This window comes from Mucilaginibacter sp. OK283 (assembly GCF_900110415.1).
Classification (GTDB): domain Bacteria; phylum Bacteroidota; class Bacteroidia; order Sphingobacteriales; family Sphingobacteriaceae; genus Mucilaginibacter.
The window spans coordinates 741739-765149 of the sequence record NZ_FODR01000001.1 but is presented as its reverse complement, the minus strand read 5'-3'; the positions used below and the strand labels follow the sequence as shown (position 1 = coordinate 765149).

Here is a 23411-nt window from a genome sequence, read left to right as displayed (position 1 = left end):
GGATAGCCGGTTTATTTTTGACTATCGTTATATAAATGAAAGCATATCGAAATTTTAACCAAATAATATGAATAAATACTACGCCTTATTATCAATGATGTTACTTGCAGGAGGTACACTATTTGCCCAAAGCAAAAAAAAGGCAAAAGATACTATCGCCCCAAAAAATGATACCACACAAATCAAAAAGCAGGAACTTGGCGAGGTAGTGGTATCCGCATCGCGCATCAGCGAAAATATTTTACGGTCGCCGGTAAGCATCGAGAAAATAACCGCCGCCGATTTCAGGAGATCTGCCGCGCCGTCATTTTTTGATGCACTGGAAAATGTGAAAGGGGTACAGCTGATAACCCCCAGCCTTGGCTTCAGGATCATCAATACCCGTGGCTTTGCCAATACCACCAATGTTCGCTTTACGCAATTGGTTGACGGGATTGATAACCAGGCACCGCATATAGGCGCCCCAATTGGTGACGCCATGGGCCCAGGCGACCTGGATATCGAAAGTGTGGAGATTATCCCCGGCACGGCATCGGCACTATATGGCTTGAATGCCATTAACGGGCTGGCCAATTTTATCACCAAAGATCCTTTTACCAGCCAGGGCATCAGCATTCAGCAAAAAACAGGTATTAATCATATTGGCGATTCGGAGACATCTGCAAAGCTGTTTTCTGAAACCAGTTTCAGGCTGGCCAGGGCTATCTCTAAAAGGTTCGCCTTTAAAATAAACGGAACTTATACTACGGGTTACGATTGGATTGCCGATAACCGCACCGATTTAAATGCCGCCGCCAACGCAAAATTAGGTATTGACGGCGGCCCCGATAACCCCGGTTACGACCCGGTGAATGGATACGGTAATGAGTCATCCGACAGGAAAACCGTAACGCTTGGGGGTAAACAATACTCCATTGCCCGCACCGGCTATGCAGAAAAGGATGTGACCAGCTACAACCTGCACAACATAAAGGTTGATGTTGGCCTGGCTTATAAGATTAATGATAATACCCGCTTAACTTACACCTACCGCTTTGCCGATCTGGATAATATTTACCAGCGTGCCAACCGTTTCAGGCTGTCGGGATATGTTTTGCAGCAACACGCGCTTGAACTGAAGAATAATATTTACCAGGTACGGACCTACTGGACCAGCGAAAATACCGGCAAATCATACAACCTGCGCTCGGCCGGCGAAAATATCGACCGTAATTATAAAGACGATAATACCTGGTATGCCGATTTTACCAGGGGTTTTAATACGGCCACATCTGCTGGCGCTACCGTGCCACAGGCTTTGCAACAGGCACGCCAACTGGCCGATGCCGGTCGTTACCAGCCCGGAACCGCTGCATTTAAAGCTACACTTGACAAACTGGCCGATATCAATAACTGGGATATCGGTTCGGCGTTGCGTGTTAAGGATGGTATGTGGCATGCTGAAGGGCAGGTAGATATCTCGAACGCTATTTCATCAACGTTTAAAAAACAAACAGGCCTTGAACTGATGGCAGGCTTTGATCATCGCACCTACATTATTCACCCGGACGGTAACTATTTTATTAATTACGTAAAGGGGAAGGAGTACAGTAACCTTGATTATAGTAAAACCGGCGGCTTTGTGCAGGTCGCCAAATCACTTTTTGATGACGAGTTAAAGCTGTCGGCTACTTTACGTGCCGATAAAAACGACTACTTTAGCCTGAAGCTGAACCCTCGTTTTACTGCTGTATTTTCGCCAATACCCGAACAGAATTTCAGGGTGTCGTTCCAAAGCGGTTATCGTTTCCCCAGCATTTTTGAAGCATTTAGTAATGTGAACAGCGGCGGCGTAAAACGGGTTGGTGGCTTAAGGGTAGTATCGAGCGGTGTTTTTGAAAACTCCTATGTGCGCACGTCGATAGATGCTTTCCAGGCGGCGGTTAAGAATGATTTTAACGCGGGCATGTCAACCAGCGCGGCTATCGAAAAAGAGAAAGGGCTGCTTAAAAAGAATACTTACACCTACCTACAGCCCGAGCATATCAACTCGTTTGAGGCTGGCTATAAGTCTTTGTTTTTTAATGGTGATTTGACTGTTGATGCTGATTTTTACTACAACCGCTACAATAATTTTATAGGGCAGATTGAACTGAACGTACCCGGGACCACCAAGCCCGATTCTATCCCATACTACCTGAACGATAAAACCAAACAGGCCCGCTACCGGGTGTGGACAAACTCGCAAAGTGTGGTTTACAATATTGGCGGCAGCCTGGGTTTATCCTATCGTCTATGGCAAAAATATATTTTGACTGGGAATGTATCGTACGCCAAACTACAGCGCACCGCCAACGAAGATGCGTTGGAAGATGGTTTTAATACGCCGCAATGGATCACTAATTACTCTTTTGGCGGTAATCATGTTGTTGGCAATTTTGGGTTTAACGCCACCTATAAATGGCAAAGCGGCTTTTACTGGCAATCGTTTTTGGTTAGTGGTAATGTAGCCTCATACGGCACTATTGATGCCCAGGTTAACTATGATTTTGTAAAAACGGGCCTTAATGTAAAAATTGGGGCCAGTAACCTCACCAATCAATATTACTATTCGTTTTTGGGCGGCCCGGCTATTGGCGGCTTTTATTATACCACGCTCACGCTGAATATAAAATAAGGAGAGAGGGAAAAATAAAAGAGCAAAGGGATGTGTGATTCCTTCCTTGGGGAAGGGAAGGTAGGGGTTAAATCAGGCGTTCAAGTAGGTCTATGATAGGTCGCTCAAATAACCCCTCCCTGCCTTTGCGCTCATACCTAACGCGCGCCCTCCCAAGGGAGGGAATCAAAAAAATGACATAATATTTGAATAACATAGTTTCAACCTCATCTTTATTAGCCACACCACCAGTGCCGGCAATCGCCATATTGCAGGCATTTTTTATTCGAGCTAAAACAAAGGGGCTATTTTATTGATTAACACTTTGTTTACTTAAATTTAATCCGAAACATTGTTTCTTTGAATCATTTATGAAGAAATTTTTTCTGGCCCTGTTTATCAGCCTTGTCACGCTACATGTTAACGCTCAAACTGCCAGCCAGCAATACCGGTTGATTGGGAAAAACTATACCGAGATCAAAAATTATTATCTGCTAAACTTGCTCCAGAACTACGCACAGGCAACTAAACTCATTGGTAGCGATGCTGCTTTGGTACGCATGGTGCAGGTTAAGATTAAAAACATACAGGATTCGTTAAAGGCGAATAAGAACTTTCGCAGTGTTTTACAGCCGTTAAAATTTTCTGAATTGGAAATAAAAACAGCAGGCGACAGGCTTTCTGCTTTGTATAAACCTAATAATGCGTTGGGCCTGCTGGTTAAAAATCATTTAATCCCTTCTGGCTGTTATATTAAATACGATTCGTTGGCGCCGGCCGCGATGCTGGTAAAGGCCTGGGAACAGGATGCCCTGGCCATAAACCATACCATTGAAGTGTATGCCGAAGGTAAAAAGCCCAACTTTCCAGATGTGGATTCTATCAATTTTAATGTATATCGCAATACTTACCCCAAGTTAATTGCCGATGGGGCCAAATCCATCCTGAAGCAATATGGCGCCACAAAGCTTTTTTATTTACCATCACTTAATTATGCCCTGCATAGTTTGGATGTTAACGGCCGCAACGATGCCGCCAACGACGAACCGCTGGAACAAAAGGCCAACAAAGCGGCTTACAACCGGCTAAAAACCATCAACTGGAAAAAATATCAATACACCTTGATACTGGTGCCCGGCGAAGGGCCCGATAAGCCGGGGGTATCCATAAGTAAGGGAAGTATTGAGCGCTGCAAAATAGCCGCCTTAAAATTTGCCCAGGGTTTAACGCCGTTCATTATGGTATCGGGTGGCAGGGTACACCCTTTTAAAACCAGGTTTGCCGAGGCCGAGGAAATGAAAAAATACCTGGTTAATCAATTGAAAATTCCCGAAAACGCCATTTTTATTGAACCCCAGGCACGCCATACCACCACCAACCTGCGCAATTGCGCACGCCTGATATTCAGGTACGGCATGCCTTTTAACAAGCCTTTTATCACATCGACCAATAAAATACAGAGTTATTATATATCTTACATGGATAAACGCTGCATAGCCGATCTGGGCTATGTGCCCTATTCCCTTGGCCGCCGGTTATCAAATACCGAGCAGGAGTTTTACCCCAATATCGCATCGTTACAAATAAACCCGCTTGAGCCACTGGATCCATAAGTTTAAGTCTTAAGTATGAAGTCGAAAGTCCAAAATTAAGACTTCGGACTTCATACTTTGGACTTAAGACTTCGGCTTCGGCTTCGGTTTGTTTTTGTTAAAACGCCTGTTTGGTCTTTTGGGGTTTCGTTTATCGTCAGACTGGGCCGATTGCGGCGCCGGTTGTATGGCAGCCAATTCATCGGGCAGGCCAACTACGCGGATGGCGCGATCCATTAGTTGCTCGATGTTTTTAAGCTTACGCTCATCCCGGTGGTTTACAAAAGTGATGGCGGTGCCGGTTGTAGCGGCCCGTGCGGTACGGCCTATGCGGTGGATATAATCTTCTGGGTCGCCCGGAACATCATAGTTAACCACCAGGTCGATACCCTCAACATCAATACCGCGCGAAAGGGCGTCGGTACCAATAATAACCGGCAACTGCCTGTTTTTGAATTTCAGCAGGATTTCTTCACGCTCCTTTTGCTCCAGATCGGAGTGGAAGGCCATGGCATTAATTTTGGCTGCTTTTAATTCTTTATATAACGATTTTACGATTTCCTTACGGGACGCGAAGATAATGGTGCTTGTATAAGCGGCATCGCGCAGGATCAATTGCAGTAAAGGCGTTTTTTGCTGATCGTGCATCCGGTAGATCTGCTGATCGATACCTACGGCAGGCTGCGAAATGGCAATATTGATCTGCTCGGGATCTTTCAAAATAGCCTTAGCCAATGAACGGATACGCCCCGGCATGGTTGCCGAAAACAGCAGCGTTTGCCTGGTTTTAGGCAGATAGCTGATAATCTTCATGATATCGTCGCTAAAGCCCATGTCCAACATGCGGTCGGCCTCATCCAATATCAGGTGGGTTAAATGGTTAAGCTTTAATACGCCCGATGTAAGGTGCGCAATAAGGCGGCCCGGTGTGGCAATAATAATGTTTACATTATTCTGGATGCCGCGGCGTTGCTGCTCGTAAGCCATACCATCGCCACCGCCAAAAACGGCAATGGAGCTAACGCCGGTAAAATAGGCCAGGCCTTCTACCTGTTGGTCTATCTGTTGGGCAAGCTCGCGGGTTGGCGCTAAAATAAGCACGCTGGTTTGGTGTTTGGCCGTACCGGTAATATGATTGAGGGTTGGCAATAAGTAGGCGCCGGTTTTACCGGTACCGGTTTGGGCGCAGGCAATAAGGTCTTTTCCCTGCATAATTGCCGGGATGGCCATTTCCTGTATCGGGGTAGGGGTAGTAAAACCCATACTCTCTATGCCTTCAAATAATTGCTCGTTAAAATTAAAATCCTGAAAAGTCACTATATCTTATAAGTAAATTATGCAAGGTATGAAAATTTAATGGTTAAGAAGTTATGTGTGTGAGATTTGAGCGAAATGGGGTATATTGTGGGAATAAACCTTAGTATTATATAAATCTGAACTTTATGAGCAAGAAAGCAATTAGGCTTATTGAAAAATGCATTGCAGATAAAAACACTGTTTTGGACCTGGGATATAGCGGACTGTGGGACGACGATTTTGTTGAAGGCGGGATTTTAGATACAGCAATATCTGAGTGTACCCACATACATACACTCATACTAAGTAACGAGTGGTGGGACCCACAAATTAACGAATTAATTGAAAGCCCAAACTGGGGGATTAAGAATTACTTTGAAGTCTATCCGTCATCATTTTTAAAATTAAAACAATTACAAATCATTATTTGCAGCGGTGGCCGCAACAATGATTCCTGGGGAATTAGCGACCTGTCATTTATATCTACTTATAAAAATTTAAGACACCTCGACTTCAGTTATAATAAAATTGAAAAAATAGAGGGTCTTGATGATATGACATCGCTGGAATATCTGCAGCTAAACAACAATCAAATTAAAGAACTCTCTGGTGTTGAAAATTTAGTTTCACTGAAGAAACTATTTTTATCTAATAATAAGATTGAACATATAACGGCCTTAAAGAATCTATACTCGTTAATCGAGTTGTTATTGTCAGGGAATCAAATTAGAGAAATAAAAGGTTTAGAAGGATTAAAGTCTCTATATAGATTATTTATTTACAGCAATCAAATTAAGGAAATAAAAGGCCTCGAGAATCTAAATTCCTTACAACAACTTTATATCTACAACAATCAGATTAAAGAAATTAAGGGTCTCGAAAACTTAAAATCGCTACAACAATTACACATCCATAGTAATCAAATCAGAGAGATTAAAGGTCTCGAAAATCTAATTAATTTAAGAAAACTAGATTTGTCTTACAATCGAATACAGAAGTTAGCTGGTTTAGAAAATTTAGATTGTTTGACTCTTTTGGATTTGTCCAGCAATGAAATTTCTGACATTGAACCATTACTGCCTTTCATTAAAAAAAAGAATACGGATCGACTGAATATATCTTTAGGAGAAAAGGTGAAATTTTATGAGATAAATCTTTACAATAATCCTATCGTTTCGCCTCCTATTGAAGTGGTTATGCAAGGCAAAAAAGCTATTTTAAACTTTTTTTCTGAATCAGAAGATCAAGGGACTGAATATCTATATGAAGCTAAGATGCTGATAGTGGGGCAACCCAGGGCAGGCAAAACATCATTAATGAACAAATTAATTGATATTAATAGGCCTCTGTCAGGGGAGTATAAAACTACAAAAGGGATTGATATTGAGTACGTTAATTTTGACGTAGTTGATAAGGAAAATAATATCCGAAAGTTTCAATATAATATTTGGGATTTTGGAGGACAACATATTTACCAAACAACACATCAATTTTTTCTAACTCATCGTTCGCTTTATGTTTTAGTAATTGATACCGGAAAGGACAGCATTGGTAATGATGATAATACAGTAAATTATTGGCTACAGGCGGTTGAATTGTTAGGGGGAAATAGTCCAATGCTGCTTGTTCGCAACGAAAAAAATGAACGGCAGATAAATATAGATATTCCGCAAAAAAGAGCACGTTTTGAGTTCTTGAAAGGAGATTATGGAATTGACCTGAATGCTTTGATAAAAGGATCCCCTGATTTTAGTGATACACGTTTTAATGTCTTCCAAAATCTAAAAGAGGATATTCAAACACAATTAAAGCGGCTGCCGTTAGTGGGTTTTCCAATGCCTAAAAATTGGGTGGCTATTCGTTATGAATTACAGGAACTTAGTTTATCTAATCATTATATCAATCAAGATAGATTTATTGAATTATGTAAACAATATCATGTCACTGACTTTGATAGACAGATGGAATTAAGCCGAATTTTTCATGACCTCGGAATCTTTTTACATTTTCAAGAGCATAGCACTTTAGAAGATTTTATCATCCTTCAAAATACATGGGCTACAGATGCGGTTTTTGCAGTTTTTGACAACAAGCAAGTTCAAACTAATAAAGGAAGGTTTACAAGTTCTGATCTTTCCGGAATTTGGAAAGACAAAGAATATGATGGCATTGTTCATAAAAAACTATTGAACCTGATGATCCAGTTTGAATTGTGTTATATGATTGATAAATCCAATCCCCATGTTTACATAATTCCGGAAATGCTTTCGGATACCCGTCCGGAAGGGGGGGAATGGAAGATAAAAAATGATTTACCACTACAGTATAAATACGATTTTATGCCGAGGGGCATTTTAACCCGCTTTATTGTTAGGATGCATAAGTACATATCCAGAATCAATGACCTGCAATTTGTTTGGAAAACCGGTGTTAGAATTGAAGGCAAAAATTTGGATTGTGGTAGTACCATAGCTGAAATAACTGAAGCATGGGATAATAAACGTTTGGACATTAAAGTTCAAGGGCCATATGCGAAAGAACTCTTAAGTAAGATTACTTTTCAATTCGATGAGCTTAATAACGAATATTTCAGACAGGTAAGCAAAGATCATGATTCGCAAAAAAGCCGTTGGTATAAAATGATTCCCTGTAATTGTATAAGTTGTGCGGATAATGCAGACAAGCATTTTTATGATTATCAGAAATTATTGGAACGAAAGGAATATGGAAGAACCAAAATTGAGTGTGAAAGGAAACCATTTGCAGAGGTAAATATTGAAGAATTGTTGAGTGGCGTTTTTGCTGATAAAAAAGAACAAGAGGCTTCTTCGCAAAAAAGGGAAGATCAGACAATAACCATCTTCTTAGCCTCATCATCTGAATTAAAAACGGAAAGAGAACAATTTGAATTGTTCCTATCGAGAGAAAACAAACGTCTAAGTAAAAAAGGCATTTTCCTGAATTTAGAAATATGGGAAGACTTCCTGGATCACATGTCTCAAACACGCTTGCAAGACGAGTACAACAAAGTGATAAAAGGCTGCGATGTATTTATTATGTTATACTTTTCAAAAGTTGGCAAATACACAGCCGAAGAATTTGAAACTGCTTTTAAGCAATTTAGGGAAGCGGATAAGCCCAAGATATATACCTACTTCAAAAAGGCAGATGTCAACAATGCTTCCATCAACAGAGATGATCTGAAAAGCGTTTGGGCATTCCAGGATAAGCTAAAAGAACTCGGCCACTTCCAAACCGAATTTGACAGTGATGCGCAATTGCATCTTCATTTCAAAAAGCAATTGGAAAGGCTGTATGATATATAGTTAGTTAATAGGCGATAGGCATAGTTCGCGATTGCTTCGTGCCTCGCAATGACATAACTTATTAGGCTTTATTTCCTAGAAATCAACTATCTAAAATTCCGAATTCGAAAATCCCAATTCCGAAATCCTAAGAATGTATATATCCCCTCAGCTGCTCAATAGTTTCCTGCTGACTTAAAATGGTTTCTTTTACTAAATCGTTAATAGAAATGATACCGCAAAGTTTATCGGCCATAAAAACAGGCAGGTAGCGGATGTTGCTTTCGCTCATGATGTGCATACAGGTTTCTATGGAATTTTCGGGCACAATACGGGGCAGGCCGGTGCTCATGATCTCGCGCACCAGGGTTTCGTGGGATGACTTGCCTTTCAGGATCACTTTGCGTGCGTAATCGCGCTCGGTGAGCAGACCGAGGTATTCGCCATCTTCGGTTATCACTACCGAGCCGATGTTTTTGGCCGCCATCAGTTCCAATGCTTCCAAAACAGATGTACCTGCATCAATGCTGATAGCACCGCCACCCTTACGGGCCAGTATGTTCGAAACTTTTATCATGATACTCAGGTTAAAATTAGAGATTGGCTTATAACCAAATATAACAATTCCCGATTAAAAGCAAGTGGATTTTTAAATTATATCTATCAATAATTTAGGAAATTAAATCCAGATGGGCAGCTATAACAATGGAGGCGTAAGGTTAAAAGTGACACGGATTTAGGATCAGATGTGATTAAATAACGTAATAGCATAACTTTTTTAACGAAGATTAGTTGTTTAAACGACTTTTTTGTATCCGTCATGGTCCAAAAGGTATGCTTAACTGTAATGCTACTGTAAAAACCGAAAACTGCAATGTGCCGTATTTGCGCTTAAAAGGCCATTTTACCAAGCTTTACCCTTTCCTGACAGAGGGCGGTTTACTCAAAAATGATTAATAATTAATATTGCGGCATGGTATTTAACTATAGGATGCATCACATTAGTTAGGCCTTTAATTTATTTAAACTTTATATCGATCTGTACAAAAGCACTACTCCATTGAACAATTTTACATTTATTAAGGCATCAGCCAGCAAAGCTGCTTCGGCCTTTCAGCATAAATCAAAACGGGCCTTTTTAAAAATCATTTTCGGCCTTGTATTGGTATTTTTTCAAAGCTTAACAGTCACCGCTGTTACATTAAACGGCGATACCAGCCGGGCCGATTCGGTGCGTTTATCGCACCATATTATAAACCATGCGTTTGATAATATATTTGAAGAAAACATGCGGCTTTCTTTGGCCGGTAACGAATATTTTCAGCCGGTTAAAACGCAGTTAGCAGCCGATCTTTCACCAAACTTTATCCTGTTTAGTACGCCAAAGTCTCGTTTCTTTTTTGAGTTTACCTCAAGGGTAAAAATCCGGTTGCTGAATACCCGCGATGCACCGGTAAAATCGCCCAGCTATATGCCCAACGCCAACTTATTTTACAGGCTAAACGAAGACACATACAGGCCAAAGTTTTTATCGTTAGGTTATTCGCACCATTCCAACGGCGTTAGAGGGCCATCGTTAAATAAGGACGGTACCTTTAATGTTGATAGCGGCAAGTTTACCACCAACTTTTATACCCTTACCTATTATACCGGCAAGCGGGTTGATAAGCCGGGGCTTACTATTAACCGTTACGATAACATAGCATTGGAGGTACACGCCGGATTGTTCAATCTGGGGCTTTCGCAGGGTTTAAAAGATCATTATGGCTTTGTACGTATTAATGGCAGTCGTATGTACAACTTTGTAAAGGCATACGACGATCCGTTGGAGCAAGGCCGTAAAACATACGAAAACTGGCAACGCATTCAGTTTGATTTTACCTACATAGCCGATAAGTACAATAACTACTCGACTTTTGACGTGAAAAAACGCCTGAACGTGAGCCTTAAATATTACTACTCGTTTCCGTTTATGCAGGGAACAGCCTTTATGGTTGGCGCCGGCTACCGCGGCCAGGACGACTACAACCAAAGTTTTCAGGATAGCTATGGTTACGGCATGATTGGTATTGCCGCCAACTTATCATTCGGCTTTCACAAACACGCTGAGTAAGGCTGAAAGCAAAAAGCTTAAGGCCGAAAGCATGTAAGGTTTTTTGTTTAAGGCCTTCGCTTTAAATAACACGTTAAATAAATTTTGAGCATAAAGCCGATAGCCTTTCCAGCTTTTGGCTTTATGCTTTAAGCCCTTCGCTTTACCTATCCACATTTTTACACAGCTTCCACAGCTGTTTGTAATTTATTTTTCCGATAATCGTTTTAGCATTAACAAAAAGCAGATATATTTAGCCATCCAAACGGTACTATATCTCCGGTTAAATTATAAAATACTATCGATGAAAAAGATCTTACTAAGCCTGATGGCTGTTTCTGCCCTGCATTTTGCCTCATCGGCGCAAACCAAATCGTTATTTGACGGTAAAACAACAGCCGGCTGGCACACCTACTTAAAAACCGACACCAAAGCGTGGAAAGTTGTTGATGGCGCCTTACAGCTTGACCCCAAAGCCGAAGACCAGGGCGATTTGGTTACCAATGATGAATACGAAAATTATGAGTTAACGCTGGAATGGAACATTACCAAGGAAGGTAACAGCGGAATTATTTTTGGTGTACATGAAGACCCTAAATTTGGCGCTACCTATCAAACCGGTATCGAAATGCAGGTTTTGGATAATAAAGATGCCGAAGACAATAAAAAAGCCAACCACCTTGCAGGTTCGTTATATGATATGAAAGCACCATCGGCAGATGTTGCAAAACCTGCCGGTGAGTGGAACAAAGTAAAATTGCGTAAAAAAGACGGCCACCTTACCTTTTGGCTCAATGGTACCCAAATAGTTGATGTACAAATGGGAAGTGAAGAATGGAAAACATTGCTTGCCAACAGCAAATTTAAATCCTGGGCCGATTTTGCTGCATATCCTAAAGGCCACATCGCTTTGCAGGATCATGGGCATGTGGTGTCTTTCCGCAAAATATCGATTAAACAACTATAATTCTTTAAACATGAGTGTATTCTACGCGCAGCGTTCAATATATTTATACCAATAATCCAATTTAACCAATGCATGCCGGGCGTGCATTTTTCCTGTTTTAAAACAAAGGATATTTTTGAGATAATATGAGCGATCTACAAATTAAAAAATCATCTGAAACTTATGATGTAGTAATTGTTGGTTCGGGTGCAGGTGGCGGTATGGCCGGTTACGTATTGGCCAATGCCGGCATCAAAGTGCTGATGCTGGAAGCCGGTGCTTACTTCGATCCGCAAAAAGACTCGGCCCAGTTAAAATGGCCCTGGGAGTCGCCGCGCCGCGGTGCCGGAACAACACGCCCTTTTGGTGATTTTGACGCCGCTTTTGGTGGCTGGCAAATTGATGGCGAACCTTACACCACTAAAGACAAAACTGAGTTTTTCTGGTTCCGCTCGCGTATGCTGGGTGGTCGTACCAATCACTGGGGCCGTATATCGTTGCGTATGGGCCCGAAAGATTTCCAGGCTAAAGACGGCCTTACGGATGACTGGCCAATAACATACGATGATGTAAAACCTTACTATGATAAGGTTGACCGCATGATAGGCATTTACGGTACCAAAGAAGGCCTGGAAAACGAACCGGATGGCATTTACCTGCCCCCGCCAAAGCCAAGGCTTAATGAACTGTACATTGTAAAAGGCGCTAAAAAAGCCGGTGTTACTATTATCCCTGGCCGTGGCTCGGTGTTAACGGAAGCTTTGCCTGGTAATAAAGATCGTGGTGCATGTTTCTTCTGCGGTCAGTGCGGCCGGAGCTGTAAAGTTTATGGCGATTTTTCGGCATCGTCATGTTTGGTTATCCCGGCTGTAAAAACGGGCAACCTAAAAGTGATAACCAACGCCATGGTGCGCGAGGTGATAACTAATAGCGAAGGATTAGCTACAGGCGTATCCTACGTAAACCGCGAAGATTTGCAGGAGTACCAGGTAAACGCCAAAACTGTTATCCTTGGCGCCAGCGCCGGCGAATCGGCCCGTATCCTGCTCAATTCCAAATCGGCCCAGCATCCGGGAGGTTTGGCAAACAGCAGTGGTGTTGTTGGCCACTACCTGCATGATTCAACAGGCTCAAGTGCCGGCGGTTTCCTGCCCGAGCTGATGGACCGTAAACGCTACAATGAAGATGGGGTGGGTAGTGTGCACATCTACTCGCCATGGTGGCTTGATAATAAAAAACTTGATTTTCCGCGTGGTTATCACATCGAATATGGTGGCGGTATGCATATGCCATCATATGGCTTTGGCGGCGGTATTCATAATATGAATGGTGCCGTACCAGGCCGCGATGGTAAAATGAAAGACGGAGGCGGCTACGGTGCATCGTTAAAAGACGATTACCGCCGTTTTTATGGTACACAGTTTGGCATGGCCGGCCGCGGTACTGCTATTGCCCGTTACGATAACTATTGCGAGATTGACCCTAACGTGGTTGATAAATACGGTATCCCGGTATTGCGTTTCCACTACAAATGGGCCGATGAAGAGATAAAACAGGCTAAGCACATGCAGGAAACCTTCCAGGAAATTATGCACAATATGGGCGGCGCCATTTATGGCCCACCACAAGGCCCCGAAACCAACTACGGCTTAGAGGCGCCGGGCAAAATTATTCACGAAGTTGGAACCATACGTATGGGTAACGATCCTAAAAAGTCGGCCCTAAACAAATGGTGCCAGGCGCATGATTGTAAAAACCTGTTTGTGGTTGATGCCGCACCGTTTGTTCAGCAGGGCGATAAAAATGCTACCTGGACAATCCTGGCCATGAGCATGCGTACCGCAGAATACATATTACAGCAACGAAAAGCACTAAACGTTTAACAAGTTAATCCAACAAAATATTATGAACAGACGTGATTCCCTTAAAGCATTAGGCTTTACCACACTTTCGGCAGGATTAATACTGGAAGCTTGTAAACCCGGTGCGCCAAAAACAGAAGAAGCAGCGCCGGCAGCCACCGGAGCCGAGGCTGGTCGCCAGCCTTTTGAGGTTGAGCGCGATAAAAAGCTGAATGGCGATAAATTTTTTACAGCGGCAGAAATGGCTACGATCACTGTCTTGGGCGATATTATTATCCCTAAAGACGAAAAATCTGGCAGCGCATCTGATGCCAAGGTGCCTGATTTTATTGAGTTTATTGTGAAGGATATGCCCGATCATCAAACCCCCATGCGTGGCGGTTTGCGCTGGTTAGATTTGCAATGCCTTAACCGTTTTGACAAGGTATTTACCGATTGCAGCCATGCCCAGCAGATAGAGCTGGTAGATATGATTGCCTACCCCGCCAAAGCCAAACCAGAAATGGCCCAGGGCGTGGCCTTTTTTAACCGCATGCGCGATTTAACCGCATCTGGTTTTTATACCACCAAAATGGGTATTGATGATATTGGCTTTGCCGGCAACAACCCCAACAAATGGACCGGCGTACCCGATGATGTATTGAAGCATTACAATATGCAGGATGTAAAAGCTGGCGTATAACAAACACATATGCACAACAAAAGAGGAGCTTTACAGCTCCTCTTTTGTTGATAGCTGCCGGCTAATTACGGCTATATTGCAAGTTTAAGGGAATGGGGACAGGGTTTTTGCCACTGATGGTGCCGGGCGTGAGATAACTCAACTTGAGTTTAAAGTCCTCATTCTTGTGAAGATACTCCAACCGGAGCGGATAAAATCCCTTTTTTAGCGGTAAAATGTATGAGTATGTATGGCGCCTGTAGTCGCCCTCCCATTGTATCAGAAGCTTATTGCCTATATATAACTTTGAATCTTTATCGGCATCTAAAATAAATATATAATAACCATCTTCCTTTGTTTCCAGCAACCCGTCAATAACCAGGGCGAAATTGTTTTTGCGTGGTAGGTTATCTGCATCAAAATCGCTGGTGGTTATCCCTGTTTTTGCGGGCTTTAAACTTTTAACGTCCGGCCATTTATCCCATGAGCCTTCATAATATATATAGTTAAAGCCACCCGGTTTTGTGTTTTTTTGCAGGCCCATCGGGTGTAGTTCTTTTTCAGTGGTAAAATTGCCGCTTACGGTTTTATCATAGCGGTCTCGGTTGGTGAACCGTTTATACGTTACAGTGGCAGGCTCGCTTAACGTAATTTCGGGTTGTGCTTTTGCCGATGAAATTGTGGGCTCTGTTCCGTCAACTGTGTAGCGCACCTTTGTGGTGTCGTTAAAGTACCATAACTTAATAGGCTTGTCCTTTAAAATTATACCATTCATCGGGTGAAATTCCAACGCCCCTGTATAACCGGCGTAGGTAAATTTCAACCCGTCGTATGTGGTTTTGAGTCTTACCGAGCTATGGGTTTCGTCAGGATAGGTAACTATCTTCCAGTTTAAACCCTGCGGGGCGGCTTTTTTGAGTACGAGATCCATGGTATCAATCCTCATTGATTTGCCATCACGCCCCTCCCGGCCGCTTATGAAAATTGTGGTATTTGAACCCGCTAAAGCGGGCAGTTTACTGCCAGCTATTTTGGGCAGATAGCAATTATCCCACCAAAGGCTGGGGTCGACAGCTATATACGATTTAAACGTTTTGGGTTCATTTAGCATCGCGTAAATCACGAATAAACCGCCCAATGAGTGCCCCCAAAGCGTATTATCGCCGTTGGATGGATACGTTTTATTAACATAAGGAATCAGCTCGGTTTTAATGAAACTAAGGAATTTATCGGCCCCGCCGGATGTTTTCCAACCTTCTAAATGAGTTGGTGTAAGATCTTTATTCCTGTCAATACCTAAAACGCTCACAATTATCGTTGGCGGCATATAGGCTTCGCCTTCTACAAAGCGCTGTACCTGTTTAATGAGACCGGTGTTCCAGTTGCCGCCATCAAGCACGTAAAGCACATCATATTTATCAGTGCTCCCTGGTTTATAATTTGCGGGAGTAAATACCTGTATTAGTCTTTTTTGGTTTAATACGGCCGAATTCAAGGAGTCGAGTTTACTTCTTTCGGGTACTCTAAGCACAGTATCCTGCGCCTTAACCAGCGTAACCAGGCCGCTGATGATTATTAGCACAATTAAAAATAAGCGGAACGTTTTCTTCATTTTAATATCCATTATTCGCTTCTCAAACTCTTTACAGGGTTCATCAACGCAGCCTTAATACTTTGATAGCTTACCGTAAGTAGGGTGATTATGATAGAGCCAATAGCTGTTGCCCCAAAAATCCACCAGGATAGTTCGGCGTGGTACTTATAATCCTTTATCCAGCCTTGCATAAAGTAATAAGCGGTTGGTATAGCTATGAGTAATGATATAACAACCAGCACTACAAAATCTATCGACATTAAGCGCCACAGGCCAAGTACTGAGGCGCCCAATACCTTGCGTACTCCAATTTCCTTGGTGCGCTGCTCGGCCATAAATGATGCCATGCCAAACAGGCCCATACAACTAATGAAGATGGCCAATATAGTGAAGAAACCTGCCAGTTTACCTATCCGCTCCTCGTTGGCAAACTTTTGAGCATATTGATCATCTGTGAATTTATAATCGAAAGGGCTGGCCGGGTCATACTGTTTAAATACAGCTTCAATTTTACGTAATGCTTCGCTGGCGCTTTTGCCGGTGTTCAGCCTGATATCAACTATCCCGGGAGCATACGGAACCATATAAAATATAGTTGGTTTTACAGGCTCATAGGGTGATGACATAACCATATCCTTCACTACGCCTATAACTTTAAAAGTTTTGTACCATTTAATGGTTTCGCCAACCGGGTGTTTAAAGTTCATAAACTTCACGGCGGCTTCGTTCAATACTATCCCCGATGAATCTGTTAAAACATCCCTTGAAAAATCGCGTCCGTCGGTAAGTTTCCAGCCAGCCGTTTTCCCAAATTCGGGGCTCACCGCAATAGTGCCAAAATCATCCTGTAAATTGGGGTCCTTATCTCTCCAGGTAAGGCCACTATTATTAGAATATACCCCAGTTAACGGACTATCAGACTCGGCCATTTCAACTATTGCTCCAGACTGCAGCAGGTCATTCCTTACTGCCGTAAAGTGCTGATGAATAGCATCCGTTTTCATTTCTATCTGTATAAGACCGGTACGATCATAACCTATTGGCCTGTTCTTGGTGAATTGCACCTGTCTGAAAACAATAATAGTACCTATGATTAAAGTAACGGAAACCGTAAACTGTAAAACCACCAGTACTTTACGGGGTATTGCAGCCATTCGCCCGGCTTTAAATGTTCCTTTTAAAACTTTCACCGGCTTAAATGATGACAGGTAAAAAGCAGGAAAGCTACCAGCTATGAGCCCTGTTATGAGGCTAAAACCAATTCCCAGTATCCAAAACATCGGGTTGGCCCATAATACCTGCATGGTTTTATTGGCTACCTGGTTAAACCAGGGCAAAATGAGTTGCACAAGAACTATGGAAAACAGGAAGGCAAATGCCGAGATCAGTACCGACTCTACCAAAAACTGACCAATAAGCTGGCCTCGCAGCGATCCTACCGTTTTACGTATACCCACTTCTTTGGCCCGTTTTTCTGACCGGGCCGTGCTTAGGTTCATGAAATTGATACAAGCCAGCAATAATACAAATATGCCAATAATGCCAAACATCCATACAAATTGTATAGCCCCCCCGGTATTAATACCATTTTTAAATTCCGAATATAAATGCCATTTGCTTATCGGGTGCAAAAACACTGTTGGCTTAAAAGATAAACCCAGCTTATTGCCCTCAGCGGTAAAAGCATTTAGTTTCAAATCTTTTATCCTGGCCGATACCTTGTTTATATCTGCATTGGGACTTAGCTGTGCAAATAGCTGCCATGAATTATTACCCCATTGTGTAATGTTTGTTTTTACATGAGTAGTCATGTATAAATCCCACGGTGCAATAAATGCCACTTCAGCTAAGCTGTTATTATGCGGAAGATCTTCGTAAACGCCGGTAACCTTAACGTTCCATTTATTGTCGATCTTTAAGGCTTTAAACATGGGATCTGTGTCACCAAAAAGTGCTTTAGCCAGTGATGCAGATAGAATGATAGACGATGGATCCTTTAAACCGGATCGTGTGCCTTTAATCATTTTTAAACTGAACAGGTCGGGTGCTTCGGCCTGCATATAATTTCCCTGTTGGGTTAGTTTTTTATCACCGAATGCTATGATGTGTGCGTATGTCCAGGTAGATAGTACCACATACTTAAAATCATTCTGATAGTCATCCCGCAGTTTATAACCCAACGGCATAGGTATATCCGATTGTGTGCCTACACTGCCATTAAAGGTTTGGTGCTGCATAACCTGTACCAGGCGGTCATAGTTTTTAAAGTACTTGTCGTATGACAGCTCGTCCCATATCCACAAGCCAATAAGCATAGCCACTGCCATACCAACCGATAGGCCGGTTATATTAATAAAAGTATGCGCCCTGTTACGCGTAAGGTTTCGCCAGGCGATTTTGATATAATTCTTGAACATGTTGTATGTTTTAAGTTGTACGTGATACGTTTTTATTTTACTAATGACCAACGACAGCGTAGCGAAATGACCAATGACTAATTCCGTCTTGCCTCTATTCCGACCGAAGGCTTTTCACCGGGTTCATCAGCGCGGCCTTAATGCTTTGATAGCTTACGGTAAGCAGGGTAATCATGATTGATCCTAATGCTGTTGCGCCAAATATCCACCAGGAAAGCTCGGCTCGGTATTTATAATCCTGTAGCCAGCCGTGCATAAAGTAGTATGCCGTAGGGATAGATATCAGCAGGGATATTGAAACCAGCACCACAAAATCTATCGACATTAAGCGCCACAGGCCAAATACTGATGCCCCTAATACCTTGCGTACGCCAATTTCTTTGGTGCGCTGCTCGGCCATAAAAGATGCCATACCGAACAACCCCATACAACTGATAAAGATGGCCAGCAGGGTAAAGAAACCGGCCAGTTTACCTACACGTTCTTCGTTGGCAAATTTTTGGGCGTACTCTTCGTCGGTGAATTTGTATTCAAAGGGGCTGCCGGGGGCATATTGTTTCCAGGCGGCCTCGATTTTACCAAGGGTTTCATGCGGGCTCACTTTAGGGTTAATGCGGATATTAATGAGGCCGCCGCTGTTTTTTGTAAGATAGAAAACGGTTGGCTGTATTGGCTCGTAAGGCGATGACATCACCATATCCTTTACTACACCAATGATCTGGAATTTTTTATACCATTCCAGTGTTTCGCCTACCGGGTTTTTCAAATGCATAAATTTAACCGCAGCCTCGTTTACCACCATGGCTGATGAATCGGCTAAGTTGTTTTTGTCAAAATCGCGGCCATCCAATACTTTCCACTGAGCTGTTTTGCCAAATTCTGCGCTTATGGATATCGTACCAAAATCATCCTGAAGAGTTGGGTCTTTATCGCGCCATTTAAAGCCGCTGTTGTCAGAGTATATATCAGTTAACGGGCTGTCAGATTCAGACATGTCAACGATAGCGCCCGACTGGATTAGGTCGTTTCGTACCGCATCGAAATGATTATGGATCTCGTCGGTACGCATATCAACCTGGATCAGCCCGGTACGATCATAGCCTACCGGCCGGTTCTTGGTATACTGCACCTGCCTGAAAACAATGATGGTACCGATAATGAGGGTAACTGAAACAGTGAACTGTAATACTACCAATATTTTACGCGGCAGGGCAGCAAAGCGGCCCGCCTTGAAGGTGCCCTTTAGCACTTTTACAGGCTGGAATGACGATAGGTAAAACGCCGGATAGCTGCCTGCTATGATACCCGTAAAAATACTAAAGCCAATACCCATAATCCAGAACAGGGGATTAAACCATAGTATAGTAACGGTTTTATCGGCAACCTGGTTAAACCACGGTAATATCAGCTGCACCAAAACTAACGACAGGAAGAAGGCGAAAATGGTTATCAGCATCGATTCCATAAAAAACTGCCCAATGAGCTGGCTACGTAGCGAACCAACTGTTTTACGGATGCCCACTTCCTTGGCCCGTTTCTCGCTGCGGGCGGTGCTCAGGTTCATGAAATTAATACAAGCCAGTAGCAATACAAACACGCCGATAAGGCCAAACATCCAAACAAATTTAATATCGCCGCCCGTATTGATGCCATTTTTAAACTCCGAATACAAGTGCCATTTACTCATGGGATGTAGAAAAATAGCGGCCTTAAAGGTTAAGCCAATTTTGTCGTTATTAAGCTTTAACCCCTCCATTTTTAGGTTTTTTACTTTGGCAGATACCTTGTCCGGATCGGCATTGGGTTGTAGTTGGGCAAACAATTGCCAGGAGTTATTGCCCCAGGTTGTGCGCGCCTGTTTCAGGTAAGGCTGCGTTGTCATAAACAAGTCCCACGGTGCAATAAAGCCAAGTTCTTTAAAGCTGGTATTATGGGGCAAATCCTCATACACCCCTGTCACCTTTACGTTCCATTTATTATCTATTTTTATAGACTTAAACATAGGGTCGGCATTACCAAAAATGGCTTTTGCCAATGATGCCGAAAGTATGATAGACGATTGATCTTTTAATGCCGAACGTGTCCCCTTCAGCATTTTAAGGGTAAGCAGATCAGGTGCTTCGGCCTGCATATAGGAGCCCGCGTAGGATAATTTTTTTTCGCCCGATGCAATTATATGCTTAAAATTCCAGGTAGATAATACCACATATTTAAAGTCGCTTTTATATTCATCCCTTAACTTATAACCCAGTGGCAGGGGAATAGAGTTTTGCGTCCCAACTTCGCCGTTAAAGGTTTGGTGCTGCATTACCCGCACAATTCGGTCGTAGTTATCATGATACTTATCGTATGATAGCTCGTTCCAGATCCAAAGGCCTATCAGCACAGCTACAGCCATACCAACCGATAAGCCGGTAACATTTATAAAAGTGTGCGCCTTATTTTTAATAAGATTTCGCCACGCGATTTTGATATAATTCTTGAACATGTGGTACGTTTTAAGTTATACGTAATACGTTTTTAATTTTAACCTTTTTTCAATGACTAACGACTATTCAGATCTCAGGCTTTTAACCGGGTTCATCAGTGCTGCTTTGATGGCCTGGAAACTTACTGTAATTAATGTAATGGCAATAGCCCCGGTACCCGATAATGCAAATATCCACCAGGTTATTGGCGACCTGTACTGGTATTGATGAAGCCAGCCGTTCATAAAATAATAAGCCACGGGGATTGCAATAAGTAATGATATAACTACCAGCAACACAAACTCGGTTGATAATAAGCGCCACAGGTTTGCTACGGATGCTCCCAATACTTTGCGTACGCCAATCTCTTTCACCCGTTGTTCGGCAACAAATGATGCAAGGCCAAACAGGCCAAGGCAACTGATAAAGATAGCCAGCACAGCAAACACCGTTGCCAGGTTGCCTATGCGTTGTTCGTCGCTAAATTTGCGGGCGTACTCATCATCATTAAACTTAAACTGAAATGGGCTGCCGGGGTTGTATTTTTTAAACACGGGCTCAATTTTACCCAACGCTTCGCGCATGGGCATTTTAGCGTTTATGCGCAAGGTGATGACGTTAACCCAAGTCGGGTTCATATGAAAAACGGTAGCGACGGTAGGTTTGTACGGTGATTCCATTACCATATCTTTTACCACACCGGTTATAACGTGGTTTTTACCTGCCCAATGCATAATTTTGCCAATGGGGTTTTTAAGTCCGCTTAGCTTTACTGCCGATTCGTTTAAGATAAACGCCCCTGTATCAGTAGGAAAACTTCTTGAAAAATCGCGGCCTTCAATTATCTTCCAGCCAACGGTTTTACCATAATCATAAGTTACGGCTATTGTACCAAATGTTGGATCGAAGCCCGTGGCTTTGCCAGCCCAATCGAAGCCACCGTTGTTTGACCATACCTGGGTTGTTGAACTGTTTGATTCTGCCATGTCGGCCACCGCCCCGGTTTGGATCAGGTCGTTCCGCATGGCTTCATAATGGCCATAAATTTCGGGCGTGTTCATATCAATCGTAATTAACCCCTCGCGTGTATAGCCAATAGGTCTGCTGCGTGCAAATTGAATTTGCCTGAAAACGATAATGGTGCCGATAATGAGCACAATAGATACCGTGAACTGTACAACTACTAAAACCTTACGCGGCAACGAAGCAAAGCGCCCAACACGAAAAGTCCCTTTTAATACCTTAATTGGTTCAAAGGCCGAAAGGTAAAATGCCGGATAGCTTCCTGCTATAATTCCGGTAAAAAAAGTAAAGCTCAAAGATGCTGCCCAAAACCAGGGATTAGTAAAAGGCATAGCAATTTGCTTATCGGCAATGTTATTAAAATAGGGCAAAGCAACTAAAACCAAAACAAGCGTAATCACCAAAGCTAAAAATGCAAACATCAGCGATTCGCTCAAAAACTGCTTTATCAGTTGCGAGCGGACGGAACCTATCGCTTTACGGATGCCCACTTCTCTCGCCCGTTTTTCGCTCCGGGCGGTGCTTAGGTTCATGAAATTGATACAGGCCAACAGCAATACAAACGTACCGATGATGCCGAACAGCCACACCAACTCAATGCGGCCGCCAACTGCTTTGCCGTTTTTGAAATCGCTGTACAGGTGCCATTTGGCCATGGGATGTATTTGCATTACCTCGTCGTTCATTTTGAAATGAGGCTTGGTAATATTCCTGATCTTTGCTGATACTTTGGCAAAATCGGCATGCTCATTCATCAAAGCAAATAAATGGCAGCCATGGTTATCCCAGGCAGTACTTTGCGTATTCCACCAGTTTGCCGGGTTGCTCCAGGGTAACATAAATTTAGTTGGATAAAAGCTGGTATTATAAGGCAAATCCTGGTAAACTCCGGCTACCTTCATATCGGCTTTGTTATCAATGCGTACTACCTTATTTATGGGGTCGGCGTTGCCAAAAAGGGCGATAGCTACAGATTGTGACAGTACAAAAGATGAAGGATCGTTAAAATTGGCGTAACTACCTTTTATCATTCTTAATGAAAGTATAGCGGGCAAATCGGGCTCGGCCCACATGCCGTTTTGGGAGATCTTTTTATCGCCAACAGCTAATATATGTGTGCCCTCCCAGGTAAGCGCGGTCAGCTTAAAATCACCCGCATATTTGGTACGCAGTTCGGCGCTAAGGGGCACCACGGTCGACCCGAAGGTGCCTGTCTCGCCGTTGGCCGTTTGGGTGGTCATCAGTTGGGCTATGTGGTTATAGTTTTGATGATACTTATCAAACGATAACTCATCCCATATCCAAAGCCCTATCACCATAGCCACCGCCATGCCAACCGATAACCCGGCTACATTAATAAATGTATGCACCTTGTTTTTGGCGATGTTTCGCCATGCGATTTTTAAATAGCTTTTTAACATAATGTTAGTTCATTAGTTCACTTGTTCATTTGGAGTATCAAGTAGTAAGTATCAAGTAGCAAGATTTTTGATTTTCGGATTGAGTTCATTGCAGCTATC

General features: G+C 42.8%; 13 protein-coding genes. 7 read left to right on the top strand and 6 right to left on the bottom strand.

The annotated features are described in order from the left end of the window. Positions 1-67 precede the first annotated feature (67 nt). Together BMX56_RS03220 and BMX56_RS03210 are read left to right on the top strand one after the other, a co-directional pair. The gene (locus BMX56_RS03220; RefSeq protein ID WP_218152368.1) at positions 68-2656 is read left to right on the top strand and encodes a TonB-dependent receptor; all 2589 of its coding nucleotides are present in this window, start codon (positions 68-70) and stop codon (positions 2654-2656) included. Positions 2657-3006: 350 nt separating this feature from the next. Beyond that, a complete protein-coding gene (locus BMX56_RS03210) occupies positions 3007-4248 on the top strand; it encodes a YdcF family protein (RefSeq protein ID WP_090640681.1) in 1242 nt (413 codons plus the stop codon). Between the two features lie 63 nt (positions 4249-4311). On the opposite strand, the gene BMX56_RS03205 is transcribed toward BMX56_RS03210, so the two are convergent. Beyond that, positions 4312-5544 (bottom strand): DEAD/DEAH box helicase, encoded by a 1233-nt coding sequence (locus BMX56_RS03205; protein WP_177183697.1) that lies wholly within the window; start codon positions 5542-5544, stop codon positions 4312-4314. A 125-nt stretch (positions 5545-5669) separates the two neighbouring features. Between BMX56_RS03205 and BMX56_RS03200 the strand changes: the two genes are divergently transcribed. After that, positions 5670-8849, top strand: coding sequence for a COR domain-containing protein (locus tag BMX56_RS03200; protein WP_090640679.1), 3180 nt, complete (start codon positions 5670-5672; stop codon positions 8847-8849). Between the two features lie 127 nt (positions 8850-8976). Here BMX56_RS03200 and BMX56_RS03195 read toward each other — a convergent pair whose 3' ends face one another. After that, a complete protein-coding gene (locus BMX56_RS03195; protein WP_090640676.1) occupies positions 8977-9405 on the bottom strand; it encodes a CBS domain-containing protein in 429 nt (142 codons plus the stop codon). A gap of 483 nt (positions 9406-9888) precedes the next feature. Here BMX56_RS03195 and BMX56_RS03190 point away from each other — a divergent pair, with 483 nt between their 5' ends. The 4 genes from BMX56_RS03190 (at position 9889) to BMX56_RS03170 (ending at position 14410) form a co-directional block, all read left to right on the top strand. After that, a complete protein-coding gene (locus BMX56_RS03190) occupies positions 9889-10941 on the top strand; it encodes a hypothetical protein (protein ID WP_090640674.1) in 1053 nt (350 codons plus the stop codon). Positions 10942-11224: 283 nt separating this feature from the next. Continuing rightward, positions 11225-11887, top strand: coding sequence for a 3-keto-disaccharide hydrolase (locus BMX56_RS03180; protein WP_090640669.1), 663 nt, complete (start codon positions 11225-11227; stop codon positions 11885-11887). Between the two features lie 125 nt (positions 11888-12012). Then, complete coding sequence (locus BMX56_RS03175) at positions 12013-13749, top strand: GMC family oxidoreductase (protein ID WP_090640666.1); 1737 nt, start codon at positions 12013-12015, stop codon at positions 13747-13749. A gap of 22 nt (positions 13750-13771) precedes the next feature. Continuing rightward, positions 13772-14410 carry a gluconate 2-dehydrogenase subunit 3 family protein gene (locus tag BMX56_RS03170; RefSeq protein ID WP_090640663.1) on the top strand — a complete coding sequence of 213 codons (639 nt, stop codon included), beginning with the start codon at positions 13772-13774 and terminating at the stop codon, positions 14408-14410. 61 nt (positions 14411-14471) lie between these two features. Here the strand turns inward: BMX56_RS03170 and BMX56_RS03165 are convergent, their stop codons facing one another. From BMX56_RS03165 to BMX56_RS03150, 4 genes are all read right to left on the bottom strand, one after another. Beyond that, a complete protein-coding gene (locus BMX56_RS03165) occupies positions 14472-16001 on the bottom strand; it encodes an alpha/beta hydrolase-fold protein (protein WP_177183696.1) in 1530 nt (509 codons plus the stop codon). An 11-nt stretch (positions 16002-16012) separates the two neighbouring features. Then, positions 16013-18400: an ABC transporter permease gene (locus BMX56_RS03160; RefSeq protein WP_090640657.1), complete on the bottom strand. Its 2388-nt coding sequence runs from the start codon at positions 18398-18400 to the stop codon at positions 16013-16015. A 94-nt stretch (positions 18401-18494) separates the two neighbouring features. Further along, positions 18495-20888 carry an ABC transporter permease gene (locus tag BMX56_RS03155; protein WP_090640655.1) on the bottom strand — a complete coding sequence of 798 codons (2394 nt, stop codon included), beginning with the start codon at positions 20886-20888 and terminating at the stop codon, positions 18495-18497. A gap of 63 nt (positions 20889-20951) precedes the next feature. Continuing rightward, complete coding sequence (locus tag BMX56_RS03150; RefSeq protein ID WP_090640651.1) at positions 20952-23312, bottom strand: ABC transporter permease; 2361 nt, start codon at positions 23310-23312, stop codon at positions 20952-20954. Between the last annotated feature and the right edge of the window lie 99 nt (positions 23313-23411).

Bases quoted from the DNA above. Each gene is read 5' to 3' on its own strand.
- BMX56_RS03220 (WP_218152368.1), top strand. From the start codon at position 68: ATGAATAAATACTACGCCTTATTATCAATGATGTTACTTGCAGGAGGT.
- BMX56_RS03210 (WP_090640681.1), top strand. From the start codon at position 3,007: ATGAAGAAATTTTTTCTGGCCCTGTTTATCAGCCTTGTCACGCTACAT.
- BMX56_RS03200 (WP_090640679.1), top strand. From the start codon at position 5,670: ATGAGCAAGAAAGCAATTAGGCTTATTGAAAAATGCATTGCAGATAAA.
- BMX56_RS03195 (WP_090640676.1), bottom strand. From the start codon at position 9,405: ATGATAAAAGTTTCGAACATACTGGCCCGTAAGGGTGGCGGTGCTATC.
- BMX56_RS03180 (WP_090640669.1), top strand. From the start codon at position 11,225: ATGAAAAAGATCTTACTAAGCCTGATGGCTGTTTCTGCCCTGCATTTT.
- BMX56_RS03175 (WP_090640666.1), top strand. From the start codon at position 12,013: ATGAGCGATCTACAAATTAAAAAATCATCTGAAACTTATGATGTAGTA.
- BMX56_RS03170 (WP_090640663.1), top strand. From the start codon at position 13,772: ATGAACAGACGTGATTCCCTTAAAGCATTAGGCTTTACCACACTTTCG.
- BMX56_RS03165 (WP_177183696.1), bottom strand. From the start codon at position 16,001: ATGAAGAAAACGTTCCGCTTATTTTTAATTGTGCTAATAATCATCAGC.
- BMX56_RS03160 (WP_090640657.1), bottom strand. From the start codon at position 18,400: ATGTTCAAGAATTATATCAAAATCGCCTGGCGAAACCTTACGCGTAAC.
- BMX56_RS03155 (WP_090640655.1), bottom strand. From the start codon at position 20,888: ATGTTCAAGAATTATATCAAAATCGCGTGGCGAAATCTTATTAAAAAT.
- BMX56_RS03150 (WP_090640651.1), bottom strand. From the start codon at position 23,312: ATGTTAAAAAGCTATTTAAAAATCGCATGGCGAAACATCGCCAAAAAC.